Genomic DNA, 16,833 nt, shown 5'->3' with positions numbered 1-16,833 from the left:
TATTCCGTCACAATTCAGCGGAATATGCACGTCCCTCTGCTATCGGCCAATAGCCGCCAGTCATGTCGCCGGCAAAGATAAAATTCAATATGCAGTAGTTTTTATAACTTTAAAAAATAAATTTGAAGCCAATATGGACGAAAATAACGGGCAGGAAGAGGCGGAAACGGAATATCCGCCGGTAAAGTTTACCGAAGAAATGCAGTATTATGTATACGAAGCTGCGAAATGGGCCAGGGTGCTGGCTATTTTCGGGTTCCTGGTGTCGGTGATCATGATCTTGTCGTCGCTGGCATCCGGCCAGGCTTTCGAGGTCATGAGCAAGTCCAATCCTGCCCTGTCGCAGGTGATATCTGGTCCGCAGGTGCTCGGGTTCTTTTACCTGCTGATGGCTTTTATGTGCCTTATCCCGTCTGTACACCTGTTTTTATTCGCCAAAAATGCGAAGGAAGGCATCAACTTCAGCACAGAAGAGCAGCTCAACACGGCCTTTTCCAAACTCAAGTCATATTTTAAATTCTGCGGCATCCTGGTGATCGTTATCGTCGCATTGAATATCCTGTCGGCGTTTTTATCCGCTTTCGGCGGAATGCCGAAATAACTACCTGTAACCGCAGGAAGACTATCTTCCCGTATGGCCTGGCGCCGTGCGGGCCGACGATCGCTTCGTCAGAAACCAGCCATCACCTTTTTAACGTAATCTTCCCGGTTCGATCTTTTAATAACCAGGTCGCGGCATTGGTTAAACAGGATGAATGATTTGAGGGCTGCAATAATCTTTTCGGTCGCATCGTCGTTAAGCATTACCGCCTCGAAGTGCAGGTTATGTACGATCAATACCTTTGCTTTACGGTCGGCTTTGGCGTCCATCCGCGCAACAAAAGTATCGCCCACCAATATGGGCAGTGAGAAATAGCCATATTTCCGCTTCGGCTGGGGCACGAAGCATTCAATTTGATAGTCGAAATTAAAAAAGTCGCGCAAGCGGTGACGAAAAACATTCAGCACATCAAACGGGGAAAGAATAAAAGCGTCGCCGGAGAGCTCAGCTTCTGTATTTTGGCTGGCGAGCATGTAGAGCGGTGCACTTTTTAAGCCCTCTACGGTAACGGTGCGTACTTCGCCTTCGGCCACCATTTTCTCCAGTTCCGTTTTTACCAGGTTGCCTTTTACGCGACGAGCCCGCCAGGCCATTTCCTTTACACAGGCCATGCCGAGGGCCCTTAAGGTACGCCGGATGATGAACCGCGCAAATTCTGCCGGCGCAGGCATGGTAAGGTCGATGTCGTCGGGGACCAGGTTTGCCGGCAGGTCGTAAACCTTGCGGAAATCTTTCCTGCGGGTGATCATCAGCCTGCCGTCGACATACAAGCGCTCGAGCGCCACCTTCGAAGGCCGCCAGTCCCACCAACCCGAACCGGCTTCTACCCGGTCGTTCTCAAAGTCGCTTACCATCAGCGGGCCTTCGCGTTCTACGCGGTCGAGCACCTGGCTCATCAACCGGCTTTCGGCGGAAGTGAGGGGTTTTCTATTGGTGGCAAAACCCTCTTTAACAGGGAGGGAGAATCGAAAATCGTTCATCGGCAGGTAGCCGGCGTCGGAAGTAAAGAACTCAAATACGCGGCCATCAGCTTCTAATTCCCCCAGCCATTCCGGTCGATATCCAGGCACCCGCGCGGCGATGGTGTGGTGATGGGCGCGTTCGACCACATAATTGGTGTCGATCTGAACGAATCCGAGGTGATCGATCACCTGGTATACCGCATCTATACCCGTTCCAAATTGCCCGTAACGGGCGAGCCCGGACGCCTGCAAAATAATCCTCCTGGCCTGCGATCGCGAAAAGATGAGTGGCTGCATGGAAGGCAAAATAAGAAAAAACGCGATCCAATTCCCAATCCCATAAACAGCCCAGCCACCAGCACATTTATCGCAGGATAAAGAGCTGGTGGCTGATAGCTGATACCTGACGGCTGACAGCTGATAGCTGAAGGCTGACAGCTGATAGCTGATAGCTGAAGGCTAATACCTAATACCCCGTATTCTGTTCCAGGTTCGGGTTTAGTGCGCGTTCGCTGGTAGGTACCGGGTAGATCCTCCTGAACGTTTCTGTATTTGTTTTGAAACCCCAGGCTGCCTCGAACTGCCCGAAACGGATCAGGTCGTTCCTTCTCCAGGCTTCCCAGGCAAATTCACGGGCCCGTTCTTCCAGGAGCTCCGGAAGGGTAATAGCGGCTACTACGGGGGCTTTCGCACGGGTACGGATCTTGTTTACCAGCACCACCGGTGTTTGCAGTTCGCCGTTTACCGTTGTGGCAGCGGCGCCGCGCAGAATGGCCTCGGCTTTCATCATCATCACGTCGGCAAGCCGGAAAACAGGCACGTCATTACCCTGGTGACGGGTGCTTGGGTTGGAATTTTTATCGGGATAGTATTTAATGGAACGTACGCCGCGTGCTTTCCCAAGCTCATCGTTACCAACGTCCATTGTTGCAACCTTTACCAACGGCATTTCAGGCGTAAAGTCCAGTTGCCATACAATCGCCGCTCCGCCATCGGTGCCGGTATAAGAAGCATCCAGCCCTTTCTTGGTGGTAGCGATCGTGATCGGCGTGCCGTTAAATTCGAATTGTTTGCCGGCCAGCCAGGTGGTATTACGAACGTCGTTTGCCAGGTTAAATTTCTGGTAGAACGAAGCGATGGTGCTTAGCGCGATACTTGGACGGAACGGCAGGCTGTACTTGGTTTGAATGGAGGTATGAAGGCCGAAGCGGCTAAACTGGTTTCCTTCCGCCAGGTTCGGGTCGTAAGGAATAGCGAAGATGGTTTCCTTAATCTGCGGGCCATTTTCGGGGGCAAAAACGGTCAGGTAATCTGCATCCAGCGAATAGATGCTTTTGGCACCGTTCAGGATACTGTCTGCAAAGGCAACGGTTTCGCTATACTTTGGTGTGCCGGTATAATACTCGGCGTTCAGGTACAATTTTTCTAACAGTGCGAAGGCCAGCCACTTGGTCGCTCTTCCGTAGGTGGTCATATTTACGGTAGTGGTAAGCTTAGGATATACCGCCTTCAGCTCGCTTTCTATGAAGGCGAACACCTCGGCGCGTTTAGCGGTTTTTGGCGGTTCGGTGGTTCCAAAGGTGGTGGTGATCGGCACGTTCCCGTAAAGGTCCATCATAAAGAAATAATACAGCGCGCGCATGGTGCGGATCTCGGCCAGGTACGATGCTTTGGTGGCACTTTCAGGCGCAGCTTCAAACAGCTTCAGGATGCGGTTACAGGTATTAATACCGCCGAAACCCCATTCCCAGTTCGACTTCACATTGGGATGGTCGGGGCTCCAGGTATGCAGGTGCAGGAAACGGTATTGCCCGCCGTCGTCGTAGTTGCCGTCCCTCGCCGGGATGATGGCTTCATCCGTCGAGAGCTCCTGCATGCGCCAGTATTCTACGGCATAAATGGAACGCAAATTGGTGTAAATCGGTCCGCTTGCCGCGATAAACGCCTCTGGGGTGGTGGGAAAATTATCCGGTGTATATTGAGATTCTACGTCAACATCGAGCTTAGTACATCCCGCAGCGGTCATCAGTCCCGTGAGGATAAATAGGTGGATGAACTTCTTCATATCTTTTCGTTTATATACTGTTAAAAGATCACGTTTAACCCGAAGATATAAGAACGTGTTTTTGGGTAGTAGTTATTGTTGTCTATACCTGGCGTAAGGCCTCCGATATTGATCTCCGGATCGATCCCGCGATAATCGGTGATGGTAAACAGGTTGTTGGCCGAGGTGTACACCCGCAGCCTGCTAATGGATTTCAGCTTCGTATTGATGGTATAACCCAATGTCGCGTTATCTAAACGCAGGTATGAACCGCTTTCGATAAAACGGTCGGAAATCAGGTAGGCGTTATTGTCGGCAACCGATTCGCCCAGCGTAAACCTGGGAATATTCAGGGTAGTGGCATCAAGCGGGGCGTTCAGCGCAGCGAGCGTAGCGTTCAATACTTTATTACCGTACACACCGCGTACAAAGAAGTTAAGGTCCAGGTTACGATAGCTGAAAGAGTTATTCCATCCATAGATGAGTTTAGGCTGCGCGCTTCCGGTAGCCACAAAATCGGCAGAGGTTGGCGCAGTAGTTAACGATCCGTCCTTCTTATAGATCTGGGTCACGCCTTTCGAGTCCTTACCGGCATATCTCCAGGTGTTAAAAGAGCCGATCGGCATGCCTTCTGTCACCACCTGCGAAGTATTGCCCGACTGACCTTTCCCGCCAAGGTAAGCGGTAGGAATACTGGTCAGCGTAAATTTGTCGTTAGAAAGCGATTCTACATTGTTCTTATTATGTGCAAAGTTAACGGAGGTAGACCAGCGGAACTTATCCGTCCGGAAAGGCGTAGCGTTAATCCCTATCTCCACTCCTTTGTTGCTGATCTCGCCTGCATTTGCGGTGAGCGTATTTACGAAATACTGGGTGGTAGACACCGGGTAAACCCAGATCAGGTCAGACGTTTTTTTGTCGTATACGTCGATAGAGGCGCTTAACCGGTTGTTAAACACGGCGATGTCTAAGCCTACGTTCGTCATAGCGGTACGTTCCCATTTCAGGTCGGGATTTTCGTTCTGCGATGGGCCGATGGCATTGATATACTGCCCGTTATAGTAGAATTTGGCGGTTGGGCCTGAACCGTAGATGAGCAGCCTCGTAAACGCGTCGAAGCCCTGGGAGTTACCGGAGACCCCGTAGCCTGCACGCAGCTTCAGCTCGTTAAGGTAGGTAAGGTCTTTCATAAAGCTTTCCTGGCCGATACGCCATCCGGCGGAAACGGCGGGAAATAATCCCCACTGGTTGTTAATACCGAAGTTCGAAGAGCCATCACGGCGAAGGGAAGCCTGTAAGGTATATTTGTTGTCGAACTGGTAATCCGCTCTCCCGTAAAACGAGATCACGCGTTGTGTGGAGATGCCGATCGAGCCGTAGCCGTTAGGTATCATGCCGAAGTTACCCAAACCGAGGTTGCTATAGCTCAGCTCATCAGATACGAAACCCTGGTTGCTTGACTGGAAGCCGTCGCCGTTGCGGTCTTCCTGCCATGAATATCCTGCAAGCAGTTTAATGTCGTGCAGATCACCAAAGGATTTATCATAATTGAAGTAAGTTTCGAGCACTTTTTTGCGGTTGTTGTAAGTATTTCGGATCCCGCGTCCGCCGGCGCCTACCGCGAGGCCCGAGTAACGGTTCAGGTATTGGTCGTTAGATAACTGTTCGTCCTGCAGCGAGAGGCTCAGCGTATATTTCAACCCGGTGAACAGGCTTGCTTCGGCCATGCCATGACCTAAAAACGTTTTTACTTTTCCCTTGAAGGTGTTGCTTTCGATCAGCGAAACGGGATTAAGGTAGCTTCCGCGGGAGAAGTTTTCGGTGTAGCTGCCATCCGCCTGGCGAACATTTACCGTAGGCAGGTATTTCAGCATGTTTGGAAATACGTCGCTTGCCACAGTTTGCAGGTTCGATAAGCTGTTAGTGCCCGTCAGTGTGATCTTGAGGCGGTCGTTCAGCGCTTTCTGTTCGATGCTGGCGCGAAGGATCAGCCTGTCAAGCGAGGAGGTTTTAATGATCCCTTCGTTATCCATATAGTTGATACTGGCCGCATAGGAGGTATTGTTGGTATTCCCGTTAAACGAGAGGTTATGATTTTGCGAAAAACCGGTGCGGCTCACTTGCTTCTGCCAATCGGTATTGGCGCCTGGATTGTTATCAGAAAGATTGAGGTTTTTGCCGTTAGCGGTAAGGTACGCCCTCAGCTCGTTGCCGGTAAGCATCTCGATCCGGTTAGAAACTTCTTCCGTGGCGGCGTATGCACTGTAAGATATGCGCGACTGGCCGGGTTTTGCCTTCTTGGTGGTTACCATTATCACCCCGTTGGCAGCGCGCGATCCGTAGATGGCGGTAGAAGATGCGTCTTTCAGCACGTCGATGCTCGCGATATCATCCGGCGCCAGCAGGTCGATGGATGCGCCCGGCACGCCGTCAATCACGTAAAACGGTTCCTGTGCGCCTTCACGCAACGTTGAAGGGCCGCGGAGAATGGTCGCGCCTTTCGAGTTCGGATCACCGCTGCGCGTGATGTTGAGACCCGGCACCTTACCCTGCAGCAATTGCGCGGGTGAGGTAAGCACGCCACGGTTCAGCTCTTCGGCCGAAACCGAAGTTACCGCACCCGTGATCCTGCTTTTGGAAGAGCTGCCGTAACCGGTTACCACTACCTGGTTAAGCGTGGTGGTGCTTTCTTTCAGCACGGCGTCTACGGTAACCCGTGCCGAACCATCGACGGCGAACCCGGTAAGTACCGTATTTTCGAAACCTACGAAGCTGAAGGTAAAGCTGTAAGTACCTGTTGGCAAAGCGGCGAATGAAAAAACACCATCGGCATTGGTAGACGTTCTGCCGCTCATTTTGCCATCCGCATTGTTTGCCTGTACGGTAACGCCGGGTAATGTTACTCCCCTGGAGTCTTTAACCGTGCCACTTACCAGTGGAGTTTGCCGGGCACTTGCGGCCCCGCCTGAAAAGATGATCAGCGCCAGCAGGTAACCGGTCGCCGTCATTCGTTTTAAATAATGGGTAATTTGTTTACTCATATGATTAAATTTATAGGTGGTTGCGCAAATATCAACGCGATGCCGTTACGCAACCATGCTGTTAAATAACGGCGCGAAGATAGGACAGGAAATGCAACGAGATTATGACCGGCGAATTATTTAATTGTTAATTCACCGGCCGGGCTGCGTTAATAAAAGGTCGAAAATACGCTAAAACTTTAACCTCGCTGGCAGGTATTTTTCCACAAGGGCTTCATAATAAGGACGTAGCTCGTTCCAGTTCGGCGCCACCGGGTTTTTAGAATACAGGTCGTAAGGATTGAACAGGTTCACCCACCTGAGCATTTTGCGGTCATGGTCGTCCAGCAGGTACCCGTATTCCCCTTCGCGGTGCCAGGCGTAAAACGAGTGGTAGCGCAGCATATACAGGCCTTCTTCGGGAAGGTGGTCTTTAAGCATCTGGTATACGTACTCATCATGTCCCCATGACATGGTTACGTTCCGTAAACCACAGCCCTCCTGGTATATCCCGAGCCTGGTATTGAACCGGGGATCATCGAAATCAGGGTTGGCGGAGAAAAATTCGGGATAAACGATCTTATCGGAATAAGCGCATCCTACCGGGAAGGTGTCGCCCACCACGGCCCATTGCGGTTCGCCGAACAGGCAAAGCACCTTGCCCATGTCGTGCATAAGCCCCGTGAGCACCATCCAATCCGGGTGACCGTCTGCCCGGATCGCTTCCGCTGTTTGCAGCAGGTGCTGAAACTGGTCGAGATCGGTATCCGGGTCCGAGTCATCCACCAACTGGTTCAGGAACCCGAAGGCCTCCCACACCGTTTTTTCGCCACGGGTAAAAGCCAGGTACTCGGCCCGTTTTTGCTGCACGAAGTCGTAGGTTTGGAAGGTATGATTCAGGCGATAGAACTCCCTTACGGTGTCGCGCGCGGGATCATCGTAGTTGCGGTACTCTTCGGTGGTTTTTGCAGCGGCGATGGCGCCGGGCTCCGGGTAGCGCAGTAATACGTCGTCTTCCCACTCGTCGAGGCTGCCCAGCGGGTTTAATTGAGGCTTATCAAAATTGCTCATATGCTTTATTGGTTAGTTAAATGATCGTATGATGCAGCTCAAAAATGGAAATCTTTAATGCTCATTGTAACGGATTTGTTCGTATTTATTTACGAAACCGTTTTCGAAACGCCGTTCTCGCTTCAAATTAGTTAAATTGGCAATTCCTCCACCGTACGATGAGCGCCGTTACCCTTAAAATGCTTGCTAAACATTTGTCGCTTTCGGTGGCAACGGTATCTAAAGCGTTAGCCGACAGTCACGAGATCAGGCAATCGACCAAAACCCTGGTGATTGAAGGCGCCCGCGAGCTGGGGTATGTAGGCAACCCGTATGCCAGCAGCCTGCGCAAGCGTGCCAGCAAAACCATCGCGGTGGTGCTGCCCGAAGTGGCCGATAGTTTTTTTTCGGAGGCGATCAACGGCATCGAGTCAGTGGCCCTGCAGGAAGGCTACCATGTGCTTATTTACCTTACGCACGAACACCTGGCCCGGGAACAAGCCATTATGGAAGAGTTTAAAAGCGGACGCGTAGATGGCGTCCTGGTGTCCGTTTCGGAAGAAACAGGTTCAGGCGAGCACATCAGGCGCGTGCTGGATTCGGGTACGCCGGTGGTATTTTTCGACCGGGTATGCGACGGGCCGGGCACCGCCTGCGTGATCACCGACGATTTTGAAAGCAGCTACCGGGCCGTGGTACACCTGGCGGCATCGGGCTGCCGGCAGCCCACGTTCCTGGCTACGCCAACCAACCTTTCCATCAGTATGAACCGGCTGAAGGGCTTTGAAAAAGCACTTGCCGACCTTGGCCTGCCGCGACACAAAGACGAGGTGTTGATCTTCGGTAAAAACGAAGCGGAAAACATGGACCTGCTGCGGGCGGCGCTCTCGCAGCCCCGGCCACCTGATGGTATGCTGGTATGTGTTGAAAAACATGTAACATACGTATACCAGCTTTGCGCAGAACTGCGGATCTGTATACCGGACGCGCTGAAAGTTATCGCCTTTACCAACCTGAAAACCGCGCAGTTTATGAGTCCGCCGCTCACCACGGTCAGCCAGCCGGCGTTCGAGATCGGTAAAACAGCCGCTGCTGCGCTGTTCCGGGCATTAAAACGGGCGTCGAAAACCATCGATGAGGAAGTGATCGTGATAAAATCAGCGCTTGTTAAACGGGAATCTACGGGTAGCTCCCCTGTTTCTCCAGGCTAAGCCATGGCTGACCTGGTATTTTTCCCTGTGAATTTTCCCGCCCCACGTTACATCGCCAGTTACCTGGTACTGATCTCGATCTTGCCACCGTTCAGGAAAAGGTCATGCGGCACAAAATAACCCTTGTTTTCTTTGCCATTCACCTTAATGGAGGTGAGCGCCCTTCCTGCCCCCGGCTTGGTAATGGTAAGCAGCTTGCCGGTACTCGTTTTCCATTTTACTTCGTCGAAAAGCGGAACGGTTACGAGATATTGCGGGTCAGTTGCCGAAAACGTGTAAAGCCCTAGCGCACTGAACACGTACCAGGCCGACATTTCGCCGGCATCATCCATCCCCGAAAGGGTGATCCCGTCGCCAATGCCGTACAAGTTGTTCATGATATGGTCAAGAATTTTTTGTGTCTTCTCCGGCTTCCCGATAAAGGTATAGGCAAACGGCGCCTCGTGGTCGGGCTGGTTACCCTGGCAATACTGCCCCACCATGGTCTCTACGTTTCGGGCGATGTATCGGGGGTTCCAAGGCTTGGTAAAGAACGAATCGAGCTTGGATTCAAATCCTTTCGGCCCTCCATACAGGGCGATCAGTCCCGGCATATCATGCGGCGCAAAAAACGACACCTGCCAGGCGTTGGCTTCACGGTACATGTATTCGTAGTATGGGAATTCAGGGTTAAAGTTTTTGATCCAGCTGCCGTCGTCCAGCCTGCCCCGCATAAACCGGGTGGCGGGATCGAACATGTTTTTATAGTTTTTCGATCTAGCCATCAGGATCCGGTAGTTGGCCGTATCGCCTAATTTTTTGGCGATCTGGGCAACGGAATAGTCGTCGTACGAATACTCCAGCGTTTTGGAAACGCCGGCTTTCGCTTTGGTCTCCACTTTCGGGTCGGCGATATCTGGATCGGAGATATAGCCTTTTTCGATGTATTCCGCGATAAAAGGACGGGCGCGACCGGGTACGTTAGCGTTCCTTAACAGGATCTGGTAGGTTCCTTTGACGTCGAAATCGTCGATGCCCCGCAGGTAAGCGCCGGCGATGGAAGAAGCGCCATGGTCCCCGTGAAAAAATGTCGGGATAAAGCCTGTTTTGTCGCCCACGTCTTTCATGGATTTGATCACGTCGAGCGTAGTTTTAGGTGTCACCAATCCCAGCAACACATCTTTGTTGCGATAGGTATCCCAAAGGGACGGCTCTGTGTAATAGTTAAAATCAGCTTTTACCACGCCTTTTTTGGCATCCGTAAACTGGCCGTTCACATCGCTGCGCAGCGCCGGCCAAAGAAACGACCGATAGAGACACGAGTAGAACATTTCCCGCTGCTTGCCTGTTCCTCCTTTTACCTGGATGGACGACAGCAGCGATTCCCAGGCCTGGTTCGCTTCTTTACGCACTACATCGAAGGTTTTACTGCCGATCTCCCTGGCGAGGTTTTCCCTGGCGTTCTCCATGCTCACGAATGACAACCCGATCTTAAGTTCAACCGGGCTATTCCCCCCGTCGGCAAGGTGAACAACGGCAAAACCGCTGCTGGTGCCTTCGTCCTTCTTGTCGAGGTTTTTTATCGGGGTATTCAGCGTGGCGTAGAAATATACGTTCTCCCCGCCCTGGAAACCCTGCACCGCATGCGTGCCTGCCTGCTCGATCTTCCAGGTAGAAACACGGCTGTTCGCTTTGGCGAGGTCGAACAGGATCTGCCGGTCACTGTTGTTTTTATACTCGTATTTATGATAACCGGCCCTTAACGTCGACGTGAGGCTTACATTCACCTGGTAATCATCCAGGTACACCTGGTAAAAGCCAGGCGAAGCGCTTTCTTTTTTATGTGAGAAACGCGAGCCGAATGCTGCCCCGGGATTTGACAACGGCAGCACCGGGATATTACACAGGTTCCAGTGCCCCTTATTGGTATGGGTAAATGCGAGGATCACCGAATCTTCGTATTCATACCCGGCACCTGAGCGGTATTCCGTCATCGGGCTTAACTGTACCATGGCATTTGGCAAGGAACTGCCCGGGAAAGTTAACCCCGCCCACGACCGCCAGCCTTTTGGAAGCTCGTAACCCAGGATCTTCGGGTCGGTAAGCGGCGCCGTGCCCACAAAAGTGTTTACATATTTTGTGTAAGCGGTGGTTTGCCCCCTGCCTGCTACCGGTGCAAGCAGCACCACCACCATTAAAGCGAAGAGACTTTTATTCAGCATTCTCATTTTGATTAAAGTTAGGTTTGTTAGCTGACCCAAATCTATGAAATAAGAATGCTAAATTGTTTTAGTGGGTGACGAAAAAATGTATTTTCATAGTGACGAAAAAGAATATCAACCGGTTCCATCGGGAAGCCGGATTCCCCTTCGACTGGGTGAGATGTCTTTCGGCAAGCCCAGGATGACAAACTGATAGGATCCGGGCATTAATATGGGTTTGCCGGAGACCGGCGAACCAGCTTCGATTTCCCGCAGGTTAGCGTGTCATTCCTGAGCCCTCCGAAGTGACTACTTCTATTGCTTTAACACGCCTAACTGCCCCCTTACGATCCCGCCGGGGAATTTCTGCGTGCAAACCAGGTAGTACCATTTCCCGGCCAGGAGGTCTTCGCGCTGTGCGGCCGTAAGGCCATTGTTACCGGAGAGCGAGAGGCTTACCGTGCCGGTGAAACTGGTGCTGTTCACGTAGCTGATAGTGCGGGCCAGGGTGCCATTTGTTCCGGCGGCAGCTGGTCCATAAAAACTGATACCGGTAATGACGTCGGTAGCTGCGGTCGTCCACAGGCCGGTCCAGCCGAGGGTAAAGGTCAGCACGTTGGCATCGGTGCTGTAAATACCGGAGAAGGTGGCTGCCGCCGTTCCGTTTGCGGCGGGCACCAGCTGCTTGGTGTCGGCGGCGCCCTGGATGGTGTAATTATCGCCTGCAAGCGAGTCGATGTCGCCGCCTTTGGTGCAGGCGCACAGCATCCCGGTCAACAGGAACAAGGTGAAGATCATGTTTCGTTTCATACAAAGAATCAGGTTAGGGTTAGTATCCGGGGTTTTGTTTTAATGCCGGCGATTTGGTGATCTCGCTTTGCGGAATGGGCCAGAAATACATATTTTCCCGGAACACATGCTTACTCACCACGATAAGCCGGTAGGAGAATACGCCGTTCTCGGCCCGGGTGATCTCCAGGCCGTGCATTTCTTTGTTCTCCGTTTGCGGTGCGATTTTCCAACGGCGGACATCCCAGAAGCGATGTTCCTCGTAGGCAAGCTCCACACGCCGTTCATTGCGGATCACCTCGCGCATCTCGTCTTTTAAAAGGCCGTTTTTTATGCCGAACGTGGCACCTGTTCCGGCGGTGATACCTGCCCTGCTGCGGATATCGCGCAGCCAGGTATATACTTGCGCCGTAGGGCCGCTCGTTTCGTTCACAGCCTCTGCCGCATTTAGCAACACCTCCGCGTAGCGGATAAGCACCCGCGGGCGATTCAATTCCGCGCCGCCATTGATCACGTTGTTGCTCAGCATCTTATAGCAGTAATAGCCTGTGCGGGTGGCGTTCGATTTGTAGATCCCGTCTAACTGTGCACTGCTCAGGTTCGGGTTTCCCTGCGACCCGGCAGGCAAGGCGCCGGTATAGGTACGTACGGGCTGGTCGCCGGTAATGCCGCTAAAAGCGCGCAATGCACCATTATACGAAACCGACTGGGCAAGGCGCGGATCACGGTTGAGGTACATGTTATCGCCAATTCCCGGGTAGCCTGAAGCGGGATCCGAAATCGGAAGCCCGTTGGCCATACCGAACGCATCAACCATTTCCTGCAGCGGGAAACAGCTGATCGTAGCCGTATAGCGGGTCCCGCGGCTGGGCGGGTTCATAATAGTTTCGCGGTACATGTTATTGGGTGTGGTGGTGGGCGGCATAAATGCGAATATATGCTCGAGGTTGGGCGCCGTAAGTCCTACGAGGAAATTCTGGTAAAAAGCCGGCGCGGACGCGCGGTATAAGCTGTAATAGTTCATATCGATCACCGCCTGGGCTGCATCAGCCGCTTTTTTCCAGCGGTTGGGATCGGCATTGCCGTAAGAAACCAGGTGGCCGGGATCATCCGTCCGGTTGTCATTGGTAAGCGGACTGGCGGCATACAGCAACACCCTCGCTTTAAGCGCAAGCGCAGCGCCTTTGGTAGCACGGCCGTAATCGATGGCATTTACATAACTGACGGGCAGCAGGCTTGCTACCGCATCGCATTCCGAAACCACGTAATTTACGCTCTCCTCGTAGGTGCTCCGGGGCAGGTTTATCTCATCCTGCTCTTCAAATACGGTGTTGCCTACCAGCTGAATGCCCCCGTAATGTTTTATCATGGCCGCCAGGTACCAGGCCCGCATAAACCGCACCTGCCCTTCCCATACCTTTTTGGTGGCGGCAGTTACCGGGACGATATTTAAATTTTTGAGGAAAATGTTCACCGCACGTACTTGTGCATAGGTGGTATTATACAGCACCTTATGGGTGTTGCTCGGGTTAGCTGCGCCCGAAGAGATCAGCGAGTGATAATCTGTTACGCTGGGGGCGGGCTCGGCTTCATCACAAGCCGACTCCAGCCCGCCCACTGCGCTGAAGCGGTTCGGTTCCCAGGAGTACGTGGCATTCACATACCGGTTGTTTACAAATTGAAGCGCATAGGTGCTGTCGGAAAAGATCGCCGACTCTCCTAAAACGGACAGCGTTTTTTGATCGAGAAAATCTTTTTTACACGACCCTGAGATGATCAGCATTCCAACGAACGCCAGGAGCATCCTGGAGGCTCGGACCGCGTTGTTCTTATCTATTTTCATACATGTGTTTTTAAGCGTTAAAATCCTACGTTCAGGCCCAGCGTGAAATTGGCGGTAAGCGGGTAAGCGTTGGCCCTGCCGGAAGCGATCTCGGGGTCGACGTCAAACTTTCCCACGTTCCTGATGGTCAGGAGGTCGTAGCCGGCAGTGTATACGCGGCAGCTGTTTATGAACCCCACTTTGCTGAGCCACTTACCGGGGACCTGGTAGCCCAGCTCCACCGATTTAAGGCGCACGTAACTGGCGTTAACGAACCAGAAATCGGAGGTAGTTTTATCCGAGAGGTTATTGATGTTAGTAGTGGCATTAAAGCCCAGCCGCGGGTAAGTGGCGGTAGCGGCAGTTTCGGGCGTCCATCTTTCCAGGTGCCACGGCCGGATATTGCTGTTAAACGCATCGCTGCCCTGCGCATTAATTTGTACGGCATAGCCAAAGGCGCCCTGCACCAGCGTGTTCAGGGTAATGCCCTTGTAGCTCAGGGAGAGATTGGTGCCGAAATTGGTGGTGGGCAGGTTAGGCTTGGAGAGCAGCGTCTGGTCTGCGGTAGTGATCACACCATCGCCGTTTAAATCGGCATATTTAAGGTCTCCCGGTTGGATCGTGCTCCATAACGGCTTGGGGATCCCGGCTTTTACGGCGCCGTTGGCTTCGAAATCCGAAAGCTGGTAAAAGCCTATGCTGCGGTATCCCTGGGTGAGCCCGATCTGCGTACCCGTGCGGGCCAGGTAGGGGTAATCGGGCGCTTCGCTGAAGTAAACGATCTTATTTTTTGCGTACGACACGTTTCCGCCGACCGAATAACTCACCTTTCCTATCTTATGCTTAAATGACGTTTCCAGCTCAAAGCCCCGGTTATCGGTTATACCGATATTCTTCTGTGGCAGCGCCTGGCCGATGAGCGTCGGCACGTCGCCCTGCGCGATCAGCTGGTCGTAACGGTAGGCATAGAAGTAATCGGCATTAAAGGTTAGTTTCCCGTTAAACAGCACAGTCTCTAATGCGATATTGGTCTTGCGCTCTTTCTCCCAGGTGATCGCCGGGTTAACCAGTGCGCCTTCCGAAACGCCGTTCCCGAAATAGGTAGAACCACCCGACACGTTGTACTGGATGGCGTTTAAGATCGTGCCCGGGTAGCTTTTGTCGCTGCCAACCAGCCCGTAAGAGCCTTTTATCTTAAACAGGTCGAACACGGGCAGGGTCTTTTTAAAGAATCCTTCTTCCGAAAGGTTCCAGCCCGCCGAAACGACCGGGAAAACGCCATAACGCTGTTCTTTTCGGAAAAGGTCGTTCCCGTTGCGGATGATGTTGAACTCCAGCAGGTATTTCCGCTTGAAATCATAGCCCAGCTTGCCGGTAAGCCCGCGGTAATTCTGGGGAACGTTACCGCCGTTTACATAGCTGTTCTGGTTAACCAGCGCCAGGCTATAGATGTGGTGAACGCCAAAAGCACGGTCATAGCTTAACGATCCCTGGAGGATCGTGCGGTTGTTGAAAGCGCCGTTAGAAATATTCGAGTTAAAGATCGGGAACCGGTACTGGGCTGAATTGCGGATGGTATACGTGTTAGCCGCAGCGTTATAGTAATAAACGGGCAGCTCGCCGGCAAGGCGGGTAATGGCCCTGTTCTCATTGGTATTGGCAGCATAAGAAACGGTAACCCGCGCAGCCAGGCCGGTGGTGATAAAATCAAGCTTCTGATCGGCCCCGAGGTCGATGTTGAAGTTATTGTTAAAGTTCCGCCGGTATCCACCATTGGCGAGCCGGGTAATCGGATTCGGGTTCCCGTTGCCCCAGGCCTGGTTGGCATAACCGTAGGTACCGTTGGGGTTTATAGCCGGCATGGCGAAAGGCGAAAGTCCCCGGAAGGTTTGCAGCTCCTGGAACAGGCCGTCGCCATCGAGCACACCGCCCGGGTTGTTAATGGTTTCGAACCTGCCGTTCCCGTTAAAGTGGATGTTGAGGCTTTTAATGGGCGTGATATCGATATTCGACCTGAAATTGATCCGGTTATAGAAATAGTTGGCCACCACGTTATCGCTGGGATTGGCCGGTTCAAAATCTTTGAGGATGCCATCCTGGGTAAAATAGCCCAGCGAGGTGAAATATTTTACGATACCGTTACCGCCGCTGATGTCGAGGTTGGTACGGCTTTGCATGGAGGATTTATTGAGGATCAGTTCGTTCCAGTTCACATTCGGATGTCCGTATGGATCAGATCCATCCTTGAACTTTTGCAGGTCAGACGCGCTCCACGGAAGTGCCAAGGGCGTTGAAAGGCCATAGCTATCGTTTACATAGGCCTCATTCTGCAGCATCGCGGTGGTATACGCATCCATATACGAGGGTAAGCGGATCACTTTGTTTAACCCGGTTTCCGTAGCCAGGTTGATCCGGGGCTTCCCGATCTTGCCCCGCTTGGTGGTGATCACCAGTACGCCGTTCGCGCCTTTCAACCCGTAGATCGCGGTGGTCGCCGCATCTTTCAGTATAGTAATGGTTTCGATCTCGTTCACGTTCATCTGCGCAACCTGCTCATAGGTATATTCAATGTCATCTACCACGATAAGCGGCTGACTATCGCCATTCAGGGAGTTTACGCCGCGGATATAAAATGCGGCAGCGTCCGAACCCGGCTGACCGCTGCGCTGCTGTGAAAAGAAGCCCGGCAGCCGTCCCACCAGCGCGTTTTGCAGGCTGGAAGTAGGTACGCTCTTAATCTCTTCGGCTTTGATAGAGCTGACAGAGCCGGTATTGGTGATCTTCTTTTGCCGCGAGTAACCAACGATCACCACATCTTCCAGCCCTTTCACATCGGGCTCCATCGTTACGGTGAGGAGCACGCCGTCCTTTGCATCGGCGGTTTTAGGCAAGTAACCGATGGCGGTAAATCTCAGGGCCGAATTCTTGTCTTTGAGGGTAAGCCTGAAATTCCCTTTTTCGTCGGTCGATACCGCGTTCTTTACGTTCCCCGCCTCGGCGACAGTGACGCCGGGCAGCGCTTCGTTATTTTCGTCCAGTACATGGCCGTTCACTACGCGGACCTGGGCATATAATACGCCGCCGCCAAGTAACAGGAAGACCACCAGGATCAATTTTAATATTTTCATCTTAAGTCGCTTGTTTTTTAATCCGG

The 16,833-nt window shown here is 52.5% G+C and carries 10 protein-coding genes; 2 read left to right on the top strand and 8 right to left on the bottom strand.

Features of this window, described 5'->3' with window-relative positions; all coding sequences use genetic code 11:
• The first annotated feature begins 133 nt into the window (after positions 1 to 133).
• Positions 134 to 601 carry a DUF5362 family protein gene (locus tag GS398_RS13885; RefSeq protein WP_160907397.1) on the top strand — a complete coding sequence of 156 codons (468 nt, stop codon included), beginning with the start codon at positions 134 to 136 and terminating at the stop codon, positions 599 to 601.
• A gap of 68 nt (positions 602 to 669) precedes the next feature.
• Here the strand turns inward: GS398_RS13885 and GS398_RS13880 are convergent, their stop codons facing one another.
• The 4 genes from GS398_RS13880 to GS398_RS13865 form a co-directional block, all read right to left on the bottom strand.
• Positions 670 to 1,860 (bottom strand): winged helix-turn-helix domain-containing protein, encoded by a 1,191-nt coding sequence (locus GS398_RS13880; RefSeq protein ID WP_160907396.1) that lies wholly within the window; start codon positions 1,858 to 1,860, stop codon positions 670 to 672.
• Positions 1,861 to 2,029: 169 nt separating this feature from the next.
• Positions 2,030 to 3,628, bottom strand: coding sequence for a RagB/SusD family nutrient uptake outer membrane protein (locus GS398_RS13875; RefSeq protein ID WP_202406069.1), 1,599 nt, complete (start codon positions 3,626 to 3,628; stop codon positions 2,030 to 2,032).
• A gap of 20 nt (positions 3,629 to 3,648) precedes the next feature.
• Entirely contained in the window at positions 3,649 to 6,648 is a 3,000-nt protein-coding gene (locus tag GS398_RS13870; RefSeq protein ID WP_237488194.1) for a SusC/RagA family TonB-linked outer membrane protein, read from the bottom strand.
• Positions 6,649 to 6,819: 171 nt separating this feature from the next.
• Positions 6,820 to 7,698: an inositol oxygenase family protein gene (locus tag GS398_RS13865; RefSeq protein WP_160907395.1), complete on the bottom strand. Its 879-nt coding sequence runs from the start codon at positions 7,696 to 7,698 to the stop codon at positions 6,820 to 6,822.
• Positions 7,699 to 7,877: 179 nt separating this feature from the next.
• Here GS398_RS13865 and GS398_RS13860 point away from each other — a divergent pair, with 179 nt between their 5' ends.
• Positions 7,878 to 8,888 carry a LacI family DNA-binding transcriptional regulator gene (locus GS398_RS13860; protein WP_202406068.1) on the top strand — a complete coding sequence of 337 codons (1,011 nt, stop codon included), beginning with the start codon at positions 7,878 to 7,880 and terminating at the stop codon, positions 8,886 to 8,888.
• Positions 8,889 to 8,947: 59 nt separating this feature from the next.
• On the opposite strand, the gene GS398_RS13855 is transcribed toward GS398_RS13860, so the two are convergent.
• From GS398_RS13855 to GS398_RS13840, 4 genes are all read right to left on the bottom strand, one after another.
• Entirely contained in the window at positions 8,948 to 11,089 is a 2,142-nt protein-coding gene (locus tag GS398_RS13855) for a GH92 family glycosyl hydrolase (RefSeq protein WP_237488193.1), read from the bottom strand.
• Positions 11,090 to 11,383: 294 nt separating this feature from the next.
• Positions 11,384 to 11,878, bottom strand: a complete 495-nt coding sequence (locus GS398_RS13850; RefSeq protein WP_160907392.1) for a CHRD domain-containing protein — start codon at positions 11,876 to 11,878, stop codon at positions 11,384 to 11,386.
• A gap of 19 nt (positions 11,879 to 11,897) precedes the next feature.
• A complete protein-coding gene (locus tag GS398_RS13845) occupies positions 11,898 to 13,700 on the bottom strand; it encodes a RagB/SusD family nutrient uptake outer membrane protein (RefSeq protein WP_160907391.1) in 1,803 nt (600 codons plus the stop codon).
• 17 nt (positions 13,701 to 13,717) lie between these two features.
• Positions 13,718 to 16,807, bottom strand: a complete 3,090-nt coding sequence (locus tag GS398_RS13840) for a SusC/RagA family TonB-linked outer membrane protein (RefSeq protein WP_160907390.1) — start codon at positions 16,805 to 16,807, stop codon at positions 13,718 to 13,720.
• Positions 16,808 to 16,833 lie beyond the last annotated feature (26 nt).

It is taken from the genome of Hufsiella ginkgonis (assembly GCF_009834915.1).
Lineage (GTDB): Bacteria > Bacteroidota > Bacteroidia > Sphingobacteriales > Sphingobacteriaceae > Hufsiella > Hufsiella ginkgonis.
Note: the sequence above shows the minus strand (reverse complement) of the source record. Positions and strands in the feature narration are given on the sequence as shown.